Below are 20,643 nucleotides of genomic sequence, written 5' to 3'. Positions count from 1 at the left end.
GGTTAAAACTAAGCCTGGGCTTGCACAGGTAGTGGTTCCTGTAGCCAAACCATTGCAGCTTCCACTCTTTCAAAATCCCTAAATGCCATGTCTCCCAAATTATCAGCCCGTTTGATGATCTGCTCGACAGCCATCCTATTGAATAAATCCTCTGAAACGACTGATGCATTACGACGCAGTGTTCCGGCAGCAAGCCTGGGCATGACATACTCCACAAACCAGTCCTGATCAGCCTGCCGGATAGCCCTTAACTTGCGGTTATCACCAAGCCAACGCAGAAGCTTATGCTCCTCCATCAAATCAAGACAAATTTCCACTGCCTTCCTAAACTCCGAACTACTCAAAAACCCATTCCAGACAGCCATACCAAGCTGCTTGTCCAAATCATAAGAGATGGTTACGACGTCGTTCTGAAAGTAGGTAATCATCATAAGGCTATCCCTGCAACTACTTTGGGGTGCAAATATACTTTGTAACCGTATACGAGCAATACTTAAAATTGCACTTTTACATTACAAAAAAATTTAAGGAGCCCATTGATTCCGTCATCATAAATATAGCCAGCTTTGCTCAAAAATTAATGGCACAACTACTAATTTATTTAAATAAAAGCGCTGGATTCCTGTCCTACAACAGAAACCCAGCGCTTTATCAGTGTATCTATCAGCAACTATTGACGTTGCATATTCTGTCCGTTGTCAGTGCGCGTCGCCACCATTATAGCCACGCGACGGTTTTTCTGCCTCCCTTCAGGAGTCTCGTTTGTAGCAATCGGTCTTTGCTGACCAACAGCCTCAATTGACATGCGGGAGACATTGATATCTGTGTTATTTTGCAGCCAGTCTTTTACAGCATTCGCACGGTCTTCGGCGAGCTGCTTGTTATAGGATGCGCTTGCAGTAGAGTCGGTATGGCCGACTATGCGGATAGGACCGCGTGTACTCATATCGTTGATTGACTCGGCAATACTGCGCAGCTTATCCTCTGCTCCATCACGGAGTGTGGCTTTGTCCAAGTCGAAGAGTACCTTATCTTCCATGGTATAGATAGTATAGCCTGGGTTGCTTCGCACTTCCACATCACGGTCTTGCACGCGTCGGTCAGTTACAACTGGAGCATTGTAGTCTACACTGGACCAGAAGCTTTCGTCTACGCTAATGATTTCGGCACCATCAGCCTCTACAACACCAGGTAAGTCTCCATACATGACAGCTGTGTCTGCCGAGGCAATCTCCTGCACGTCCTCTGCAGTATCTACTCTTTTATCTGTTTCACTGCAGGCAGCAAAAGAGGCTGCAGCTATTAAGCATGCAAATGTTATTACTTTTCTCATATCTCTCATTGTGTTTAGTCCTATTAAATCCTACGGCGTTAAACCTGATTCGTTTAATATGGAGACACAAGCCACTTGAGCTGCCGGATACTTCATACATAAAAGAAGGGGGCTAGCCTGTGTGGCTAGCCCCCTTCTTTTATGTATGTTGGTTACTGATTAACGCTTCATGAAACGGATTACTTCTTTCTGTGCACCTGTCGTCACTGTAACGAAGTATATGCCATTCTGCAGGTGCTGCACTGGCAACACCACTTGACGCTCCGAAGGATTCTGAATCGCCAGCAGTTGTTTTCCGGTCATATCAGCCACCGAGATCATCACTTGCTCGTCAGATGCTGCTACTCTTACTGTAACTTCATGCGAGGCCAGCGTTGGGTATACAGAAGAAGAGGCAACAGCGGCATTGTTAACAGCAACAACTTTAGAGTATTCAAATGCTCCGTCTAAGTCAACTTGCTTCAGGCGATAATAGTTGATTCCGGCAGCCGCTCTTGTATCAAGGTAGCTATAGTTTTGCACAAGGGACGTGGTGCCGACCTTACTTCCAACGAAGGCTATCTTTCTGAAATTTTTGCCGTTCGCTGATACTTCAACTTCAAAGCCTTTGTTGTCTAGCTCGGATGCCGTTTTCCAGCTAAGCTGTACACCATCCTTTGTTGACTGGGCCTTGAAAGAAACCAGTTCGACAGGAAGGGAAACAATTTCCTGAGAAGTTACAAAGAGGGTTGATTCATCATAGCACACAGAGCTGATCGGAGTGATTGTAACCTGAAAGTATGTATCTCCGGCAGGCATGGATGCAATAGCAAGTGAAGCTGGTGAGGCAGCAGGGGCATCAGTAGTCCCCAGATCAGTTACTACTCTTGTTACAGTATTCACCGATTGCCATTTTATGCTAACCGCATGTCCTCTGTCAAATAAGTCAGAGTTTACTTTGATCATACCAGGCTTACCCGCTTCATAACTCTGCTTAACGAATTCTGTGTTTGCAAACTCTTTTTGATTAATAGTTGCCGTTACTGGCACACGTGAACTTTCACAGCCATCTGCATTTACAGCACTCACATAAAAAGTGGTTGTATTGGTCAAACTGATAGTATAACTAGCTGCAGATGATAATGAAGTTCCTCCCGTTTGAGTGCCATACCATCTATATCCGCCTCCAACAGGGGCTCCGGTTGCGGTTAATGTTACAGAACCACTACCACAGCGGCTAACAGAAGCAGCGCCAGGACTGGCAATGGTGCCACAGGTTCTGGTAATTGATATTGCATCAATATAAAGGTATTCGTTATTAGCATTATTGCTTTCATTCTGAATACTGCTTACGTAGAAAGCAATATATTCTGTTCGTCTCCTATTGACAGTAAATGTTACTGTATAATTTGTAAAGGCCGTATTCGCACTAGCTTTGATGACGTCCACTGGAGAGATATTTGGAATATTTGTTCCGTTTTCACTACCAGCTGTACCAGCATCAGCGCCTCTCAAAAACTTTATCTGTGCATCTTGCTCTGTGGCTCTAGCTCTTAGAGTAATGGTATAAACTGTACCTGGATTAAAAGTAATAGGAGTATTGACAGTAATATGACCCGAATACCCTCTTACATCTTTCCCACCATTATTACCCCTAATGGCAAGAGTGTTGTTCGTAATTTGGGCTGGAGCACTTGTGCTAAAAGCTTTAGTGAACGCAAAGTTTAATCTATCCAGATCAGTTGGAGCAGTAAAACTGTTACGATATACATCAACCTGCGCTTGAGCAGATCCTACTAGTACAAAAAGGGCAAAAATTACTGTGTAAATGTGTTTCATGGCTTATCTCTTATACCGCTATATATGAAAGAAGCATGCCAGCCTGCCATAACACCATTTTATTTCACTAAAATGCAACACTTCATGGAAACCGAACCCGCCTAACTACACTACAAAAAGCTGTTAATCAAGAATTTGAAATAAACCCGGTAATACTAAAATTTGCACAAGTACAACTACATTATAGCGCTATACCAAGAATTAAATCAATATATTTCCCCTCTTGGGAAACATTGCACCAATATGGGAAGCCTTCCCATGCTTACACTCTCTTAATATTGTATCAAATTTCAGGGCTCATAATGCTATCCATTTTCCAGCTATTATCTGAACAACCTATATACTATCTATACAAAAGGTCATTCTGGCATAGCTTAGGCATTTTTAGCCTAGTTTAACGGCCAATTTGGCGGTGTTCTCCCTTGGCATTTGTTTTGCATCATTATTCATTGAAAAACTAGAGGAGAAAGAGATGAAGATTATAAAAGATAAAGAGTTTTTAAAATCAATTGCACACCAGATTGACTTACTGAACACAGTAGGCGGCGGTGTGAGCGAAACATATACTGAGGTTAAGAAGAAAAAGAAAAGCGCCGTCATTCATGTATGGGCAGCTGGCGTCAACCCGGAGTCATTCAGGATAGTGCTACACCAAAATCAACTTACTATATTCTCTGTTTTGCAGAGCCAGGAAGACCCACAGATGGCGGTACCCATGTTTAACCGCATCTTTATGCTGCCACCGCAGGTAGATCAGGGCCGGATTGAGGCAATCTATAAAAATGGGGAGTTGCGGGTGAAGCTGCCCTATCATGACGCTGCGTTGCATCCGCGCCAAATTGATATCCAGCAGTTGTAATAAACATTACCGGCGTGGATGTTCTTTGCGCCACCCCACTACGGCAGTGATGCCCCACACAGCATAAAAGGGAGTAAAAACTGAGGCCAGGTATGGATCTATGGCTATTGAGACGGTCAACTGGGCTATAAACGTGAGAACAGCTCCCCAAAAGGCAATTCTGTAATACTTATTCCATTTACTCATGATAATAAGGTGTTAATAAAAATACCCGGCTTCAGGGCCGGGTATTCATTAATCTGAACGCTTCCGCGCGCGATATCTTTTTTTCCAGTATCAGCGGTGGATCGTCTTCTTTCGATATTACTAACGTATAGTTGTTGTTGTTATCCTGATAATAGATGAGCGTCGTCAGATCTTCATAGCCTATGCTAAAGATCTTTCGTGTCTTATCACCATAGTTAAAATAGTGATTGTCTAATTTAACATTCTTTAATAACCTCATATCCCTACATTCATCTGGTATTTTAACGGGTTGTGCCGCTAAAATTGTTTCACATTATTGCTGATGTGCAACCATATTCTTTTTATCTTACCATAAATTGCACTAATCAGACACACTTGCACAATACTTGTAGCAACTAAATCTATATATGTGTCTGATAATAAAAAGCAAACAACATGCCAGGCCTGATATATATTTCACTAACAATATAACCTATGCGTGCTCAGTACATCAAATTAAGTATACGAGCAATTCTAAAAATAAACCTGTGTAGCAAGGATATTAGCATCCAGTCACTATATTTAAGGTATGCCAGGTGGCTTATACCCGCAATAGCATAATTCACTTTATAACACCCTAAGGGCGCTACTATCAGAGCTGTTTTTCTTACAAAATGATCCTGCAACATGGCTGAGCAAAAAAGCAACAGGCTTTATGGTTTGTTTTTCTTTATTGTGTTCGAGGTATTGGTCTTTTATTTGCTGAGCAATCTGGTGTCGGGTATGGGTATAGATAACCAGTATCAGGCAGAGAACACCATCGTGCCCAATTGGGTAAAAGCGGTTACTTTTATACTCTTGTATATATTATGCGTACTGATAGCCGTTGTATTCGTGAGCAATGTTGTGCCCAGCAAGCACAGGGGCCAGCTGATGAGCTGGGTATACCTGGCACTGGCAGGCATGCTCGTCATGCTCGCGCTTATCTTCTAAGTCTAAGCCTATTTTAAGTTTTAGCTGAAATCACCCACACATGAACAAGACAATATTTGCACTTTTTGTCTGCCTGCTGTTTAGCTTTGGTTTGCAAGCGCAGGAGTACTCTCAGGAAAATTACCAGCCACAACGCCAGAAAGGTCGCCATTTTCTGCAGCTCCGCAACGGCCAGGTGGTGTATGGCAACAGGGTCCAGTACAAGTCTCCTCTCTTCAAGCAGGATTTCTTCCTGGTTGACGACACGCTGAAGTATGCCCCGGAGCTGGTAGATGTATACCAGAATAACGACGGATACTTTGCCAGAGTAGCTGCCGGCAATCGCTTTGATGCCTTCGCCAAGCGCATCATGGAAGGGCCGCGTATCTCTAAGTTCTTCACGACTACAATTGATTACGCAGCCATGGGGTATCACCCATATGGGTACGGTATGCCTCGGACTAGTCGCCGCCGCATTTATTTCTTCTCCAAAGACAATGGACCGCTGATGACTTTCAACCAGCAAAATCTGGAGCAAGCGCTTGCCGACAACTCTTCCAGTATGCTGCTAATTCAGCGTCATAAGCGTGAAAAGACGATCTCGACTGTGATGGGCATAGCGGGCGCGGGTCTGCTTACCTATGGTTTGCTTTCTTCTTCCCAAAGTTCTACCAATCCAAACTCTGTTAATGTATCGCCGGCTGTGTATGCCGGAGCCGGCCTCATAGCCGTACCACTGGTTATTCAGCTTTTCCGAAAAGACAAGCTGACACAAGCCGTTGATGTGTATAACTACCAGGTAAGACAGTAACACAGCACATGCCTGATCTGCTCCTGCTACATGGCGCCCTGGGGGCTGCCAGTACCCTGCAGCCCTTACAGCAACTGCTAAAGTCAGACTTTACAGTGCACACACTGAATTTTCAGGGGCATGGAGGTAATACCCTGCCTGATAAACCGTTTCGGATTGAGCAGTTTGCAGAGGATGTGCTCCGTTACCTTGACCAGCATCAGCTACAGCGTGTAGATATATTTGGGTATAGCATGGGCGGCTATGTAGCGCTGTACCTGGCGCTTCAACACCCCGATAGGGTAGGGAGCATCTTCACGTTAGCCACCAAATTTGCCTGGAGCCCGGATACGGCGGCCAAAGAAGTGAAGATGCTGCAACCTGATAAAGTGCAGGAGAAGGTCCCGGCTTTCGCCGCTATACTTGCCGCGCGTCACCAGCCTACGGACTGGCAGGAAGTTATGCGCTACACAGCGGATATGATGTTACACTTAGGCAACGATCCACTGCTCACCGAGGAAACCCTTTCGCGCATACAGCTGCCTGTCCGCGTCAGTGTTGGCGACCGAGACAACATGGTCAGTCTGCAGGAAACGACCTGGGCATACCAGCAGCTGCCAAACGCCAGTCTGCAGGTGTTTCCTCACACACATCACCCGCTGGAGAGGGTCGACCTAAATCAGCTGCAGCACCAGATACGACAATTCTTTGGCAAACCCATCGTTTAAGGCTATATTAGGCATTAACAATACCTATTGCGAGTACTTATGCGATTAAAACACATCTCTGGCACCTTACTGATAGCAGCTTTATTGACAACCAGTGCCTGCACCACCTCTAAGCCCGCGCCAGGCCAGCGTGGCTATACCGAAGCAGGAAAAGCCTCTTACTACAGCAATAAGCTGCACGGCCGCAAGATGGCCAATGGTGAAGCTTATAACCGCAGAAAGCTGACAGCCGCGCACCGCACTCTTCCATTTGGCACTAAAGTGAAAGTCACCAATCTGCAGACAAACAAATCAGTAAAGGTGAGTATAACAGACCGGGGACCTTTTGTAAAAGGACGCGTGATTGATCTGAGCGAGGCCGCAGCCAAACGGCTTGACTACATCAGTGCAGGTATAGTGCCTGTAGAAGTGAAGGTTGTAAAGCCTGCTCCTGTACGCTAACACATGACTTGCTTACATTTACCACCTTTGAGATAGCCCTTACCCTGATCTTCCTAAAAACCTACAAATATTCCAACTAAACATTTGGAATACTGTATTTTAAATTATAATTTTGAGCATGCTTAAAAAGTGGAAATCCCTTTCAGTGACAACTGGTTTAGCAACATTACTGTTGCTGGGTGTAACTGCTACGCCTAATGCCGCTAACCTGAGCAATGGCAATTCCACCGCTGAAGCTACCACTGTTGTTGCGCCTAACGCCAACGGCCCGGTTGCTAATAACGCCACAGAACCTGCCGCTCCTAAAAAGCAGAAATCGGTTCTGGATGCTGATGCACTCGATAGCCCTTTTTCTTTTTTCAAAGATCTTACTAGTTCAGATGAAGACGAATCGTCTGATGTAACTGTGAAGTCGAGCACGGTCATACTGGCTTTGAAGGCACTTGCTGCTACACTGCTCTCCACTATTATGTAATTTCCCTTTACTCGCTTTATGAAAGACGCAAGGCTGACTTAGATCAGCCTTTTTTGTTTTTGGCCAATTGCCTACCTGCTATACCTAAAGTTGCACATCACATCAGCATGGATCAGATAGAAGGGAAAGCTCAAACTTCCACGCCTATCTTATAACAAGTCGGTGAGAAGCGCCAGCCCTAACCCGAAAAGGGTTGCCAGCAGCTTGTTCCGGTTAAAGCGGTGATCAGGGCTTGTCTCAAAGAGAATAGTAGTGGAGATATGCAGGAAGTTGCCAGCTACCAAACCTGTAAGCGCAGTGAAGACTGCCTCACCTCCTATGTTGTCCTTTATAATGTAGTTGCTTACCAGTATACCTAGCGGAGAGCCTACGGCAAAGATAAGCAGCCACAAAAAGGCCTTACGGAAAGAGCCAATACGCGACATCAGCACCGACATCAGCGCAAAGGCCGCCGGCACGTGGTGTATAGCTATACCTAGCAGTACGGCGTAAAAGTTCTCGCCCGTGTGATGGTGCCCCACATGGCGTTCGCCCCCCTCCACCAGTATGCTTCCTTCCAGAAAAGAATGTATGAATAGTGAGCCTAGCAGCAGAAAGGGCATCGAACCTACATGCCCATGACTGTGATGATTGGTATGCATGTGCCCATGCTCCACCCCGTGCGAAAACAGCTCCAGCACCAATTGCAGAAAGAAGCCGGCCAGCACCCAATACCCTACGCGATGGGGATTAGGGTTACCCAGCAGCACATCAGGTAGCAGGTGAACGATTGTGATCGTGAACAGGTATGCGCCGCTAAAAGCCAGCGCCATCTTTAGCCAGCGACTGTTATCTGGCGGAAACACCTTGACGAGGAAGCTCGAGAGCACCACCGTGAAGAAGAGCACAAGTATAGCTATGATCATACCGCGTTATTTTTTTAGCACGAAAATGATTCGCTCGCTTTTTTCCGGATCAAATGGATGCAGCTTGTAGTCACCAAATACCTCACCCAAACGCAACTTGGCAATGCTGAAGTACTCCATGAAGTTCTCTTGCCGTAATGCGCGCACACGCTCCTCAAAGCAGTAATTCCGTCCTTTATCCTCAAACCGGATGGTTTTTACTATGAAATCGTGCTCCACCTTGCGACTGATATCAAATAGAATTCCCTGCACCTCCTTTTGCTCATGGGCGACCAAACGCTCAATGGTGCGGTCGGTGTTCATGAAGTCGATCACCAGTTTACCACCGTGCTTCAGGTTAGCCGCCGCCGCCTTTAAGGCTACCACGTTTTCTGTCTCACTCTCGAAATAGCCAAAGCTGGTGAACAGGTTCAGTACAAAATCGAAGGCCTCAGGCTTGTATATCTCCCGCATGTCATGCACATCAAAGTGCAGGCGCTCATTCTCATACTGCCGGGCATAGGCGATGCTTTTCTCAGACAGGTCTATACCGGTCACATCGTAGCCTAGCTGGTTGAGATAAAGTGAGTGGCGGCCTTTGCCACAGGCAAGGTCCAGTATTTTGTGCTGTGGTTTGGGGTGCAGGTAGGCCAGCAAGTTGTCCATGAACAGCCGGGCATCGCGGTCATCGCGGTTGCTGTAAAGGATGTGATAGTAAGGGGAGTCAAACCAAGTGCTGAACCACTCTTCCTGTTGGGCCATAGGAGCAATGAAAATGCAATAAGGGTGCAAATATACCTTTTATTTTCGGAACATGGGTATACGCAGCCAAGCAGGCCGGGTATAGCCATTGTCTAAGTTAAATCAAAGGCATAAAAAAACCTGCCGCCGCTGCTTATTGTCAGCGACGGCAGGCCTTAGCCTCTCTGCACAGAACTATCGCTTCGTAGCTCCGGCAGGAGAGTTCACTTCTTCTGTTTCACGGATGCTGTCGCCTGGCTGAATGGTGTTTCCGCCCAGATCTCTGTCAGGCATGATGTTTTCACCTCCGTGTGTATCAGTATGCACAGTATGATCCTCACCGCCCATGTCGGACACATTATAGGTGCTGCGAGTGCCAGGCTGTACATAGTCTACAGAGGCTTTACCGCTTGGTCTGTTATCTTTTGGCGTGTCGCATGAAATCATCGCCAGGCCACAAACTGCTGAAAATACTGCAAGTACGTTCTTATTCATCTCTATTTTTAGGTTATAAGTCTTTATTATAAAGCACTACTACACAATGCAGTAGCAAATCTATTCTTACGGTAGGTATACAGGCGTAGGTTCTGTAGCAACTAAGCGATCAACTCCTTACGGCGCAGCATCGACTCCAGCAACTTGATGTCGTTCAGGTTATTGAAGATGCGGAAAGGCAGCATCACAAACACCGGCGCCTGGAATGTCTTAGCCAGCCAGCCTTTCCAGCCGCCTGGCAGCTGGGCCTCGGTTGGTGGCTTGAGCCACATTACGTACGACTCGCCTTTGCGCTCCACCGAGCCAATCATATCCCAGGTCAGGGTCATACCCTCGCGCTCGTTGCGCTTCAGGATGATCTGGCGGGAGTCGATCTCGTAGCTCAATTTCTCAAAAAGCGGATTGCCCTGCTCCATTTGCGTTACACCCATCACCTGAGCGGAACGAAGCAGCACAAAAATAAGGGTAACCAGAATAGCACCCGCTACCCACCACCATGAGAAGCTAAACACAGCCGGCAGCAGGAAAAGCACCAGCGGAATAAGCGCCATCCACCAATCTTTGCGCCATACCTTCGCAAGGGCTATACCTGTGAAAGTATTTTTCTCCAGTTGGTACTTTTTGGTGCGAATGGCATTCGGAGCAGCACTTGACTGCATCCGGTAACGTTGATTTTGTTGCATAAAAAAATAAAAAATAAGCGCCCGCTCCCCACGGAGCAGGTATAAATTCAATTAATAAGCCTTCAGGCTGAGGTCCATACTTTTGATAGAGTGCGTTAAAGCGCCTACCGATATAAAGTCGACACCGCACTTGGCCACCTCCGCAATAGTCGCTTCTGTGATACCGCCTGATGCTTCTGTTTCAAAGCGGCCGCTGATCAGGGCTACGGCTTGCTTCATCATCTCCGGCGTCATGTTGTCGAGCATGATACGGTGGATGCCGCCTGTCTCGAGTGCCTCTTTCACCTCGTCCAGGTTCCGGGTTTCTACTTCAATGCGCAGGTCCTTGCCTTTCGCCTTCAGGTAACGCTGCGTCGCTTCGATTGCTTCGCGTATACCGCCGGCATAGTCCACGTGGTTGTCTTTCAGGATGATCATATCGAACAGCCCGAAGCGGTGGTTCACGCCGCCACCGATCAGCACCGCCCATTTTTCCATGATGCGGAAGTTAGGTGTGGTTTTGCGGGTGTCCAGCAGCTTCGCCTTCGTGCCGGCTATCAGCGAATTCAGGTAATGGGTATAGGTCGCGATGCCGCTCATGCGCTGCATGCAGTTCAACACCAGTCGCTCGGCCGTGAGGATGGACTGTGCCTTGCCTTTCACGGTCAGGGCTACGTCGCCAAACTTCACTTCGGCACCGTCCTGCAGCAGTACTTCTACCTGCAGCTCCGGGTCTACTTGCTTAAAGATGTAACCAGCCAGCTCCACGCCAGCCAGTATGCCGTCACCCTTTACCAGTAGTCTTGCCTGGTTCTGGGCATCGTTCGGAATAGAAGCCAGCGACGAGTGGTCGCCATCGCCTATATCCTCGGCCAGGGCCCTGGATATAAACTCGGCTATGCTTTGTTCTGTCAGGTATGATGCTTTCACGGTGCAAAAATAAAAAAAGGCCCGGTATATATCCCGAGCCTTGCTAAAAATCTCACTATTATCTGCTTAATCTTTTATGAAATCGACAGAATGGATCAGGAACTTGCCTCCTGCGTCCTTCACACGGATCAAAACGGTGTAAGAACCGTTGCGATGCGTATAGGTGCCGATCACATAGCGCTTGTCTTTCCGAACAGACTCACTCGGCGTCGGGAAGTTGTAAGCAAAGCCTGTAGGCGGGTTTTTGCTGAAAAAGTTCTTCATCACAAACTCCGCCTGCGTCTTGCTGTAGTCAGTGGCTTTCTCATCTGCAAACGACAAACTTACCTTGCTGTCGAAGTGCCTGGCCAAATCTTTAGCCGATCCTGCACGCATGGCAGCCTCCACTCCGTCAAACACATCCTTCTGGGCCATAGCCTGTCCGGATGCAAATAAGGAAGTGACAAAAGCTAAGAAAAGTACTACAGCAATATTTTTAAAGTTTTTCATAAGGTGTGTAAGTAATCTCGTCCTCGTATCAGCTAAAACTATGCCAACAAAAGTCGTAAGCAAGGTCCCAAATTTATTAGGAATAATCAATATTTACCGATGTAACGGGATTAATATATCTGCCGTTACAGACGCATATCCGGCGTAGCTTTTATTCACCAGGGTCTACAGCTGCCGCGCTGTTCTCTGCAGTCCTAAGCAGGACATGACTTCCGGCATCAGCTACAATTTAAGCATTTATGGTGAGGCTTCCCATTACCAACGCATAAATCAGCTACATAAGCCATAAGGCACCACAGATTATCTTATATTTGCACTATGGATAAAAAGGTAATGCTCATGATTCTGGATGGTTGGGGAATCGCCACCAATCCAGAGGTTTCAGCTATTCATAAGGCGCATACGCCCTTCTACGATCATATCATTCAGACCTACCAGCACACGACGCTGCAAGCTTCTGGTGAGGCGGTAGGGCTTCCGGAGGGGCAGATGGGCAACTCAGAGGTAGGCCACATGAACCTGGGCGCTGGTCGTGTGGTGTACCAGGATCTGGTGCGTATCAATAAATCCATCGCAGAGCATAAACTGGCTGCCATGCCGGCACTTGCTGGCGCTTATACCTTTGCCAAGGAAAACAAGAAGGACGTACACCTGATCGGGCTGCTATCAGACGGTGGCGTGCACTCTCATATAAAGCACCTTAAGGCGCTCTGCACAACCGCCTTCGACTATGGCCTGGACAAGGTATACATCCATGCCTTTATGGATGGCCGCGACACAGATCCCAAAGGGGGCGTGAAGTATATCAACGACCTGGAGCAGCACCTCGAAAACACGACCGGCACCATCTCCTCTGTGATCGGACGCTATTACGCCATGGACCGCGACAACCGCTGGGAGCGCGTGAAACTGGCTTACGACCTGCTGGTGCATGGCAAGGGTACACCTTCGCAAAACCTCATCAAATCGGTACTGGATTCTTACAATGCAGGCGTTACAGATGAGTTTATTCAGCCTATCGTAAAAGTAAATGATGAACAGCAGCCAATCGCCACCATCAAAGACGGCGATGTGGTGATCTGCTTTAACTTCCGCACTGACCGTGGCCGGGAGATCACGCAGGCACTTACACAGCAGGACTTCCCTGAGCAAAACATGCACAAGCTCAACCTGCAGTACATCACCATGACCAATTACGACGAAACCTTTGTGGGCGTGGATGCCATATTTGAGAAGGACAACCTGAACAATACCCTCGGCGAAGTGGTGGCCAAAGCTGGCCGCAAGCAGATTCGCATTGCCGAGACTGAAAAGTACCCTCACGTGACCTTCTTCTTCTCCGGTGGTCGCGAGCTACCATTTGATGGCGAAAAGCGTCTGTTGTGCCCATCACCAAAGGTAGCCACCTATGACCTCCAGCCTGAGATGAGCGCCTACGAGATCCGTGATGCGATAATGCCGGAGCTCCAGCAAAAAACAGCCGACTTTATTTGTCTCAACTTCGCCAACCCGGACATGGTGGGCCATACCGGTGTATTCGATGCCGCTGTGAAAGCCTGTGAAACAGTAGACCGTTGCGCCGAGGCGGTGATCAATGCGGCTCTGGAAAGCGACTACGACGTGATTGTGATAGCGGACCACGGTAATGCTGATTTCATGATCAACCCGGATGGCACACCGAACACGGCCCACACTACTAACCTGGTACCTTGCGTACTGGTGAGCAATGACTACAATGGTACCTTAAGGCCAGGGAAACTGGGCGATATCGCCCCGACTATACTGGACCTGATGGGTATAGCGCAGCCAGCAGAAATGACCGGCGAATCACTTCTTCAGAAAGCGCAGTAAGTTGAGCAGCTATCGCATCATCGGACTATTTGCCCTGCTGTGGGGTGTCACGGCTTGCGAACGCCCTACGCCGCCACTTGCAGAGGGGAAAGAGCCTGCCTATGACCTGACAGGTTACCTGCAAGAGCAGACGGCCCGCCTGCAACAGGAACAGCCGCCTGTGCTGAAGTCGGTTATCACTAAAGGGCAGCCGACTGAAACCGCTCAGATGGAGGAGATGGACTGGGAAAAGGAATTAGCCATTTTTCAGGAGGTAGATCTGAGCCGACCTGCCCTGCGCGATTTTTATAAAGAGGAGCGCCATACCTTGCCCAATGGCAGCACAGTGAGCATTTTCACAAAAGATGCCGAAGCAGCTGCCCCTGTAGAACGCCTCCAGCTTACGGTGTCGCCGTTCCAGAAGCTGGAACGTCTCGAAGCGGTGGTGCTGGAAGAAAATCTGCTGTTTTACTCTAAAAGAAACATCAGCCTGACTGCAGAACCAGGATCTGGTAATTTGTCTGGCTATCGGGTAGAGGGTGTGCAGAAGCTTATTTTCGGAGATTCGCTTCGCTATCGTGTTGATGCCAATCTGTAAGCAAGTCTGAACAAGCAATCTCTTGTTGTCCTGATTTCCTTTTTAAGGGCTAAATTGCGTATTTTGCTCTACTAAGCCGCTCAAGCTATGTACTTTATCTGCGCTTGTGCTCTTCGATGCCTGTTTGATCTGTGTGTATGCGTGTCTGTACCCTAGCACTATTTCTGACCTTTGCCTTTGTTCGTTTCGCTTTTGCGCAAACAACAGAACAAGGCCGTGGCTGCAGCACAGAGGCATACCTGGAGGTTTTAAAACGACAGGACCCTGGCTTTGAGGAGCGGAGTTTAAGAACGCAGCAGGCCGTACAGCAGCTCATGCGCCAACGACCCGCCGGACAGGCCATGCAGCAGGCTACCATTACCATACCGGTAGTGTTCCATGTAGTCTATAAAACCGGCAGCGAAAACATCAGCGATACACAGGTGCTTTCGCAACTTGCCGTCCTGAACGAGGACTTTCGCCGTCTCAATGCGGACACTACCAATACTCCCGATTACTTTCGATCTTTCGCCGCTGACACCCGCATCGAATTTTGCCTGGCCATGGTAGATCCGAATGGCAATCCGACATCAGGAATCACCCGCACCCTAACTAACAAAGAGAGCTTCAGCTATTTCTCGGATCAGATTAAGTCCACGGCAAACGGTGGCCTCGATGCCTGGGATACAAAACAGTATCTGAACATCTGGATAGGCAACCTGGGCACCAGCAGCATAGGATACGCTTCCTCACCCAGCGCCTTACCCGATCGCGATGGAGTGGTGCTGCACTATCGTACAGTGGGAGCAGCTCCATTTAACAACAGCCTGTGGGCTTATAACCGGGGACGCACCGCTACGCACGAAGTGGGTCACTGGCTGGGCCTGAAGCACATCTGGGGGAATGGCATGACCTGCAACGACACCGATGATATAGATGACACCCCCAATCAGCTCACGCAGACGGATGGCTGCCCGGACGGAATAGAGGTATCGTGCGACAACGGCCCTTATGGCAATATGTGGCAAAACTACATGGATTACTCTGATGATGCCTGCATGAGCCTTTTCACCAAAGGCCAAGCCGCTTACATGCAAGGTATACTGCAGTCAGCCCGCGGGTATATGTTTGAGTCAACAGCCTGCACTGGTGAGTTGCGCTCCCGCTTCAGCACCGCCCAGCCTCAAGATACCCTGCTGGCTCCCGGCGATCAGGTTCAGTTCCTGGGTTCATTTGCTGGCTTCAAGCCTACACAGTGGCTATGGGAGTTTGAGGGCGGCACGCCTGCCTCTTCCACAGCGCAGAACCCCACCGTCAGGTATAACCGGCCGGGCAGGTACCGCGTCACCCTCACCACCTCCAATGAGAAATCGAGCCACACCCTTTCCAAAGAGGAGTATATCTACGTAACAGCAGAGAATGTGAAGGTATACCCGAACCCGGCAAGTGGCTATATCATACTAGAGCAGGCAGCCCGCCAGCAAATTCAGGTGGTCGAGCTAATGAACCGTCACGGGCAGGTGCTATTGCGCGAACAGGTAGAAGAGAGAGTGATCAGACTGGATGTGCAGCACCTGCCAGCCGGTATGTATCTCCTGCGCACGACCAGCACCAATGGTATCGCTGTTACGAAAGTGAGTATTGTGAAGTAACGGTGTCTATACCTTAGTAGCCTTCGCCCTGCAGGGTAACCACTACTGTGCGCTTAGAAGCATGGTTGCGATGCTCGCACAGGTATACGCCTTGCCAGGTTCCCATATTAAACTCCCCATCTGAGATCGGCACCGTAACAGAACTACCCAGCAAGGCAGCCTTCAGGTGCGCTGGCATATCGTCAGGGCCTTCCATGGTATGACGGTAATAGGGAGCATTTTCAGGTACTATGTGATTGAAGTGGCTTTCAAAATCCTGCCGCACGGTAGGGTCCGCATCTTCATTGATGCAAAGGCTGGCAGAGGTATGCTTGATGAAGATATGCGCCAGCCCAACTCTGTAGTTCTCCAGCTCAGGCAGTTGTGCTGTAAGCAGGTCGGTGATCAGGTGAAAACCACGTTTTACGGCTGGCAAGCGTATCTCTTTCTGAAACCACATGTTTTTTTGAGTTAGTGAATGAGTGATGGAGTGAATGAGTGATTGGTTTTTATGGATGACTTCTAATTGAGTCGATTGTTATGGTTCATACGTGAATACACCATTCGGGTAAACGAAGATATAAAGTGCCTGCTTCCTTAACCATTGCACCATTAATCAAATTCACTCAATCAACAACCCGCTCAAAGGCACCTATATCGGGTTTACTTACGCTACGCTCTATACCTTTGAGGTCCTTGCTTATACCTGGCAGAGGCAGCGCAGCGCTGCTGGCAGGGGAGAGGGTGTCAAGCCTGAAATCCTGCTTGCGTACGTCTTTGAACTTAGGATCGATGTTGAGCAGGTTCCCGTTGATATTGAGTGTGTTTCTGTAAGCCTCCGTGCGCAGTATGTTGTGTGCTACCTCTGCGGATATATCACCCTCCAGCAACACCTCGTTTGCGTAGCTGGAGCCGTCGCTGTAGACGATACTGTTGACCAGCTTTAACTGAGTGGGTTGATTACGGATATCGGTTCCAGGTATAAAGTCAGCGATCACGAAGGCCGGTGTCTCACGCTGCATCTGGTTCTGATAATTAACGATGGTCGAGTACAGCACTTCGTAGTTGCCACCACCCAGGCCCCCAAAACTATACTGCCCACAGTTCTGGATCAGCGTATTCACCACCTTCACATCTGAAGTGAAAGCCACAATGCCGTCCAGGAATGCATACTGTATAGCACAACCTTCCACCAAAGTGCCCCCCTTACCGGGATTGCCGATCCGGAGGCCGCGAATCGTGTTGCGGATGTCTGCATAGCGGATGGTGTTGTTCTGGCTGCCAGTGAGAATGCGTATACCTTCCCACTGACCAGGCGCATTGACATAGGCTGGCTCGCGTCGTATACCTGAAAATGTAACCCGCTCCTCCGGCGTGCCCTCCACCTGCAGCGTCCCGTTGATCAACAACACCGCTTTGTTAGTAGCAAATATGCGTGCCCCTTTCTCAATGGTCAGTGTTGCTCCTTCGCGCAAGAGTACTGTGTCGAGCAGCACGTGCGGTTTGCCTGCCGTCCAGGTGGTACTGCCGATCGCCCCTTTCTGATGAAACACAGCGTCCTGCCCATAGGCTACCAGTTTCACGTTCTGTTGGTTTCCGTTTGTATGAAACAGAATAGAGTCGGCTACCAGGAAGGGCTGGTTCTGATCTGCCGGGTTGATGTTCACGCGCACCAGTATATAGAGGCTGTCCTGCCCGCGCAGCTCCAGGTTATTAGCAATGGGGGTTTGCTGTCCGTTGATGATCAGTTTGTAAGGAGATGTATTACCCCCCCCCAGGCTGATACTGCTGATGCGAACGGCATTCTTTTGGGGGTTGTATACCTTGAGGCGCCTCGTGACGCTGCCTTGCGTGACAAACACGGTATCAAACAGCACCGTATCTGCCGAAAAGCGCAGCATCGCATCCGGGTCGTTGGTCACGACCTCCTCTTTCGGCTCGCAGCCCACCATCGAGAGCAGAAATAGGAGGGGCAGTATAGCGAGCAGGTATTTCAAGGGGAGGTTGTTAAATTGCTGAATGGTTAAATGGTTGTTATCTATCTGAACGAGCAGTCAGAATTGAAATTTCATCTCTGCTTTTCCAAAGCTGCATAGGTATACAGCTAAAGTAAATGAAGGATTCAGCTATTAGCAAGTTAGGGATAAAATAAAAAAGGAATGCAGCGCAGCTTTCGGCTGCACCACATTCCTAAATATATCTCACATAATCGGATTACTCAGCAGTAGCACCTTCTTTCAGACGCTCGGAGTTCTCTGCTATACGCAGCTCTTCCACGAAATCTTCAATACCGCCGTCCATTACGTTAGGCAGATTGTACACGGTGTACCCGATACGGTGATCCGTTACACGGCCCTGTGGGTAGTTGTATGTACGGATCTTGTCGGAGCGATCGCCGCTTCCTACCATGCTCTTACGCTGAGCACCTTCGGCCTCCAGTTTCTTAGCCAATTCCTGCTCGTAAATACGGGAGCGCAGTACAGCAAGGGCTTTGTCAAAATTCTTGAGCTGCGACTTCTGATCCTGGCACTGAGCCACCAAACCGGTTGGTAAGTGCGTCAGACGAACGGCTGAATAAGTCGTGTTTACTGACTGACCACCCGGGCCTGAAGAACAGAACAAGTCCTTGCGAATGTCATTCATGTCGAGCTCGATGTCAAACTCCTCTACCTCTGGCAGTACTACCACAGAGGCAACCGAGGTATGGATACGACCCTGCGTTTCGGTGGCAGGCACACGCTGCACACGGTGCACACCCGACTCAAACTTGAGCTTGCCGTACACGTCCTCGCCGGACATACCCACTATAATTTCTTTGTAGCCGCCCGATGTACCTTCTGTGGCATCGATCAGTTCGGTGCGCCAGCCCATCTTCTCAGCAAAGCGGGTATACATGCGGTACAGGTCACCAGCGAAGATAGAAGCCTCATCGCCACCGGCACCAGCACGAATCTCCATGATAATGTCTTTGCTGTCATTCGGATCCTTTGGTATGAGTAACTCTTTCAGCAACTCTTCCATCTGCTCACGCTGTGGCAGCAGCTCGTCCAGTTCCTCCTTGGCCATCTCACGGAACTCCTCGTCTTTCTCCGTCGCGATCACCTGCTTGGCGCTGTCGATGTTGCTCAGGATGTTGAGGTACTTCTTATACTCTACTACTATCTTGTCAAGGTCTTTATACTCTTTATTCAGCGCTTTGAATTTCTTCATGTCGCTGGCCACATCAGGCTGGATAAGCAGCTGGCTCACCTCCTCAAACCGGTGATTAATGGCTTCTAATTTATCTAACATCGTTCTGTTATGGTTTTATAGCTGCAAAGATACTAAATTGGCGTTGAAGTAATAAAACATAAGTATCAAGCAATGGGTTTATCTCTAGCTTATCTTAATACAAATTTGCTCTGAAAGATGTTCAACAGCCGCTCTTTGTCTGCCATCATAACCCTAAGTATAGTCCTGTTAGTTTCAAGCTGCGATGTGAAAGTAAAACCCATAGAGGGAGGAAAGGAAATCGCACAGGAACTGGAGCGCCATAAGATCAAGCGCCTCACCCAACAGGATATCCTCAATGCCGCCCTGAAACATGGCGATTCTGTTGTGGTGGTAGCCCAACGCCTGCACGTCCAACGCATGGCCGGGCACCTTGCGCAGGGCGGTGTGGAGGCCGCTATACCTTACTGCCAACCTGAGAACTACGAGGAAGTAGAAGCACTGCAGCACAAGTTTGGCGCCATCTCGCGCCGCTTCAGAGAGCAGCCTCGTAACCCCCAAAACCAAGCTAAAGGGGCCACAGCCCAGATGCTGGCCAGGTATAGCAGCGGACAGGAGCGTGCATCAAAGGTTGAGGCGCTGACTAAGGACGAGATCCGCTATACCTCCCCGATCTACCTGCGCGACGAGAGCTGCCTCAGCTGCCATGGCACGGTGGGTCAGGATGTAAGCGAAACCGATTATGCTCTGATCAAAGAAAAATACCCACAGGACCAGGCCATTGGTTACAGGAGAGGTGATCTGATGGGTATGTGGGAGCTTACATTCGACAAAATGGACCTGGTGGCTTACCTCAACGACCAGCCCAAGAAAAGCCGCCGTCCCCGCTAAACAATCCTTCTGTGTTGCTGTTTTAGCCCGGACAACCGTGTAATGGTGACAAACATCACTGCATCTTTGGTCTGAAACATTTAACTTTGCACCTAGTATGATTAGGCAATACCTGATCTGATGTTTAATCTTATAAAAAGAATAACATGGCTGTAATAGTAGCAACCGATAACGATTTCAATAACGTACTCAACTCAAACCAAAACGTGGTAGTGAAATACTACGCGGACTGGTGCGGCAGCTGCCGTTTGTTTGCGCCTAAGTTCAAGCGCATGTCTGACGAAGAAGTTTTTGCCAACGTGGCCTTCGTGGACGTTAACGCTGAAACAAGTCCTGAGGCCCGCAAACTGGCTGGCGTGACCAACCTGCCTTTCTTTGCCGTATTCAGGAGTGGCAAACTGGTAGATACAGTGGCTGCCAGCAAAGAAGAAGCTGTACGTGATCTGATCAACAAACTGACTGTTTAAGAAATGAAGATACCCGCAATCAAGAAACTGGTAGAAACTGAGTCGCTGGAAAACCTGACGGCCGCCGAAGAGGCCCTGATGGAGGAGCAGCCGCTTGCCATTGAAGTAGAAGGAGATGACGAAGGCGAACAGCTGACACACGTGATAGCTGCTGCCTGGATCCTGAACTACATGAACGACAACGGCGTGGATTTCAAAACCGCCCTCCGTGAATACACAAAGAAGGTGCGCGTTTCTATCAGTTAATCTTATAAC

25 protein-coding genes are annotated in these 20,643 nt (G+C 48.6%); 12 read left to right on the top strand and 13 right to left on the bottom strand.

Going from position 1 to position 20,643, the window contains the following annotated elements; genetic code table 11:
* Window positions 1–8: 8 nt before the first annotated feature.
* From BW972_RS05365 to BW972_RS19620, 3 genes are all read right to left on the bottom strand, one after another.
* Window positions 9–431 (bottom strand): hypothetical protein, encoded by a 423-nt coding sequence (locus tag BW972_RS05365; RefSeq protein ID WP_076421361.1) that lies wholly within the window; start codon window positions 429–431, stop codon window positions 9–11.
* Between the two features lie 239 nt (window positions 432–670).
* A complete protein-coding gene (locus BW972_RS05360; protein WP_159439846.1) occupies window positions 671–1,333 on the bottom strand; it encodes an OmpA family protein in 663 nt (220 codons plus the stop codon).
* Between the two features lie 159 nt (window positions 1,334–1,492).
* Entirely contained in the window at window positions 1,493–3,151 is a 1,659-nt protein-coding gene (locus BW972_RS19620; RefSeq protein WP_081490491.1) for an Ig-like domain-containing protein, read from the bottom strand.
* Window positions 3,152–3,563: 412 nt separating this feature from the next.
* Between BW972_RS19620 and BW972_RS05350 the strand changes: the two genes are divergently transcribed.
* A complete protein-coding gene (locus BW972_RS05350) occupies window positions 3,564–4,010 on the top strand; it encodes an Hsp20/alpha crystallin family protein (protein WP_234986311.1) in 447 nt (148 codons plus the stop codon).
* 6 nt (window positions 4,011–4,016) lie between these two features.
* On the opposite strand, the gene BW972_RS19710 is transcribed toward BW972_RS05350, so the two are convergent.
* Window positions 4,017–4,196, bottom strand: a complete 180-nt coding sequence (locus BW972_RS19710) for a hypothetical protein (protein ID WP_143731866.1) — start codon at window positions 4,194–4,196, stop codon at window positions 4,017–4,019.
* A 666-nt stretch (window positions 4,197–4,862) separates the two neighbouring features.
* Between BW972_RS19710 and BW972_RS05335 the strand changes: the two genes are divergently transcribed.
* The 5 genes from BW972_RS05335 (at window position 4,863) to BW972_RS05315 (ending at window position 7,581) form a co-directional block, all read left to right on the top strand.
* Window positions 4,863–5,168 (top strand): hypothetical protein, encoded by a 306-nt coding sequence (locus BW972_RS05335; protein ID WP_007657194.1) that lies wholly within the window; start codon window positions 4,863–4,865, stop codon window positions 5,166–5,168.
* A gap of 40 nt (window positions 5,169–5,208) precedes the next feature.
* A complete protein-coding gene (locus BW972_RS05330; protein ID WP_007657195.1) occupies window positions 5,209–5,958 on the top strand; it encodes a hypothetical protein in 750 nt (249 codons plus the stop codon).
* Between the two features lie 8 nt (window positions 5,959–5,966).
* Entirely contained in the window at window positions 5,967–6,665 is a 699-nt protein-coding gene (locus BW972_RS05325; protein WP_007657196.1) for an alpha/beta fold hydrolase, read from the top strand.
* Between the two features lie 39 nt (window positions 6,666–6,704).
* Entirely contained in the window at window positions 6,705–7,106 is a 402-nt protein-coding gene (locus tag BW972_RS05320) for a septal ring lytic transglycosylase RlpA family protein (protein WP_007657197.1), read from the top strand.
* Window positions 7,107–7,224: 118 nt separating this feature from the next.
* Entirely contained in the window at window positions 7,225–7,581 is a 357-nt protein-coding gene (locus tag BW972_RS05315; protein ID WP_143731864.1) for a hypothetical protein, read from the top strand.
* Window positions 7,582–7,730: 149 nt separating this feature from the next.
* Here the strand turns inward: BW972_RS05315 and BW972_RS05310 are convergent, their stop codons facing one another.
* From BW972_RS05310 to BW972_RS05285, 6 genes are all read right to left on the bottom strand, one after another.
* Complete coding sequence (locus BW972_RS05310; RefSeq protein WP_007657200.1) at window positions 7,731–8,486, bottom strand: ZIP family metal transporter; 756 nt, start codon at window positions 8,484–8,486, stop codon at window positions 7,731–7,733.
* A 6-nt stretch (window positions 8,487–8,492) separates the two neighbouring features.
* Entirely contained in the window at window positions 8,493–9,227 is a 735-nt protein-coding gene (locus tag BW972_RS05305; RefSeq protein WP_007657202.1) for an SAM-dependent methyltransferase, read from the bottom strand.
* A 174-nt stretch (window positions 9,228–9,401) separates the two neighbouring features.
* Entirely contained in the window at window positions 9,402–9,701 is a 300-nt protein-coding gene (locus BW972_RS05300; protein WP_007657206.1) for a hypothetical protein, read from the bottom strand.
* Window positions 9,702–9,802: 101 nt separating this feature from the next.
* The gene (locus tag BW972_RS05295; protein ID WP_076421357.1) at window positions 9,803–10,360 is read right to left on the bottom strand and encodes a hypothetical protein; all 558 of its coding nucleotides are present in this window, start codon (window positions 10,358–10,360) and stop codon (window positions 9,803–9,805) included.
* Between the two features lie 75 nt (window positions 10,361–10,435).
* A complete protein-coding gene (gene nadC, locus BW972_RS05290) occupies window positions 10,436–11,293 on the bottom strand; it encodes a carboxylating nicotinate-nucleotide diphosphorylase (protein WP_076421356.1) in 858 nt (285 codons plus the stop codon).
* Between the two features lie 66 nt (window positions 11,294–11,359).
* Complete coding sequence (locus BW972_RS05285; RefSeq protein ID WP_007657219.1) at window positions 11,360–11,782, bottom strand: DUF4783 domain-containing protein; 423 nt, start codon at window positions 11,780–11,782, stop codon at window positions 11,360–11,362.
* A 318-nt stretch (window positions 11,783–12,100) separates the two neighbouring features.
* Between BW972_RS05285 and gpmI the strand changes: the two genes are divergently transcribed.
* From gpmI to BW972_RS05270, 3 genes are all read left to right on the top strand, one after another.
* Entirely contained in the window at window positions 12,101–13,633 is a 1,533-nt protein-coding gene (gpmI, locus tag BW972_RS05280) for a 2,3-bisphosphoglycerate-independent phosphoglycerate mutase (RefSeq protein WP_076421355.1), read from the top strand.
* Between the two features lies 1 nt (window position 13,634).
* The gene (locus tag BW972_RS05275) at window positions 13,635–14,210 is read left to right on the top strand and encodes a hypothetical protein (protein WP_076421354.1); all 576 of its coding nucleotides are present in this window, start codon (window positions 13,635–13,637) and stop codon (window positions 14,208–14,210) included.
* A 137-nt stretch (window positions 14,211–14,347) separates the two neighbouring features.
* Entirely contained in the window at window positions 14,348–15,841 is a 1,494-nt protein-coding gene (locus tag BW972_RS05270) for a M43 family zinc metalloprotease (protein ID WP_083674076.1), read from the top strand.
* Between the two features lie 13 nt (window positions 15,842–15,854).
* Here the strand turns inward: BW972_RS05270 and BW972_RS05265 are convergent, their stop codons facing one another.
* From BW972_RS05265 to prfA, 3 genes are all read right to left on the bottom strand, one after another.
* The gene (locus tag BW972_RS05265) at window positions 15,855–16,280 is read right to left on the bottom strand and encodes a secondary thiamine-phosphate synthase enzyme YjbQ (RefSeq protein ID WP_076421353.1); all 426 of its coding nucleotides are present in this window, start codon (window positions 16,278–16,280) and stop codon (window positions 15,855–15,857) included.
* A gap of 166 nt (window positions 16,281–16,446) precedes the next feature.
* Window positions 16,447–17,817, bottom strand: a complete 1,371-nt coding sequence (locus BW972_RS05260) for a hypothetical protein (RefSeq protein WP_076421352.1) — start codon at window positions 17,815–17,817, stop codon at window positions 16,447–16,449.
* A 217-nt stretch (window positions 17,818–18,034) separates the two neighbouring features.
* Window positions 18,035–19,111 carry a peptide chain release factor 1 gene (gene prfA, locus BW972_RS05255; RefSeq protein WP_076421351.1) on the bottom strand — a complete coding sequence of 359 codons (1,077 nt, stop codon included), beginning with the start codon at window positions 19,109–19,111 and terminating at the stop codon, window positions 18,035–18,037.
* A gap of 186 nt (window positions 19,112–19,297) precedes the next feature.
* On the opposite strand from prfA, the gene BW972_RS05250 reads away from it, so the two are divergent.
* The 3 genes from BW972_RS05250 (at window position 19,298) to BW972_RS05240 (ending at window position 20,634) form a co-directional block, all read left to right on the top strand.
* Entirely contained in the window at window positions 19,298–19,921 is a 624-nt protein-coding gene (locus BW972_RS05250; protein ID WP_076421494.1) for a Tll0287-like domain-containing protein, read from the top strand.
* 146 nt (window positions 19,922–20,067) lie between these two features.
* Window positions 20,068–20,388, top strand: a complete 321-nt coding sequence (locus tag BW972_RS05245) for a thioredoxin domain-containing protein (protein WP_076421350.1) — start codon at window positions 20,068–20,070, stop codon at window positions 20,386–20,388.
* Window positions 20,389–20,391: 3 nt separating this feature from the next.
* Window positions 20,392–20,634 (top strand): DUF6952 family protein, encoded by a 243-nt coding sequence (locus BW972_RS05240; protein ID WP_007659864.1) that lies wholly within the window; start codon window positions 20,392–20,394, stop codon window positions 20,632–20,634.
* Window positions 20,635–20,643: the final 9 nt, after the last annotated feature.

It is taken from the genome of Pontibacter lucknowensis, assembly GCF_900156415.1.
Classification (GTDB): Bacteria; Bacteroidota; Bacteroidia; order Cytophagales; family Hymenobacteraceae; genus Pontibacter; species Pontibacter lucknowensis.
This window is presented reverse-complemented; position numbering and strand designations above follow the sequence as displayed.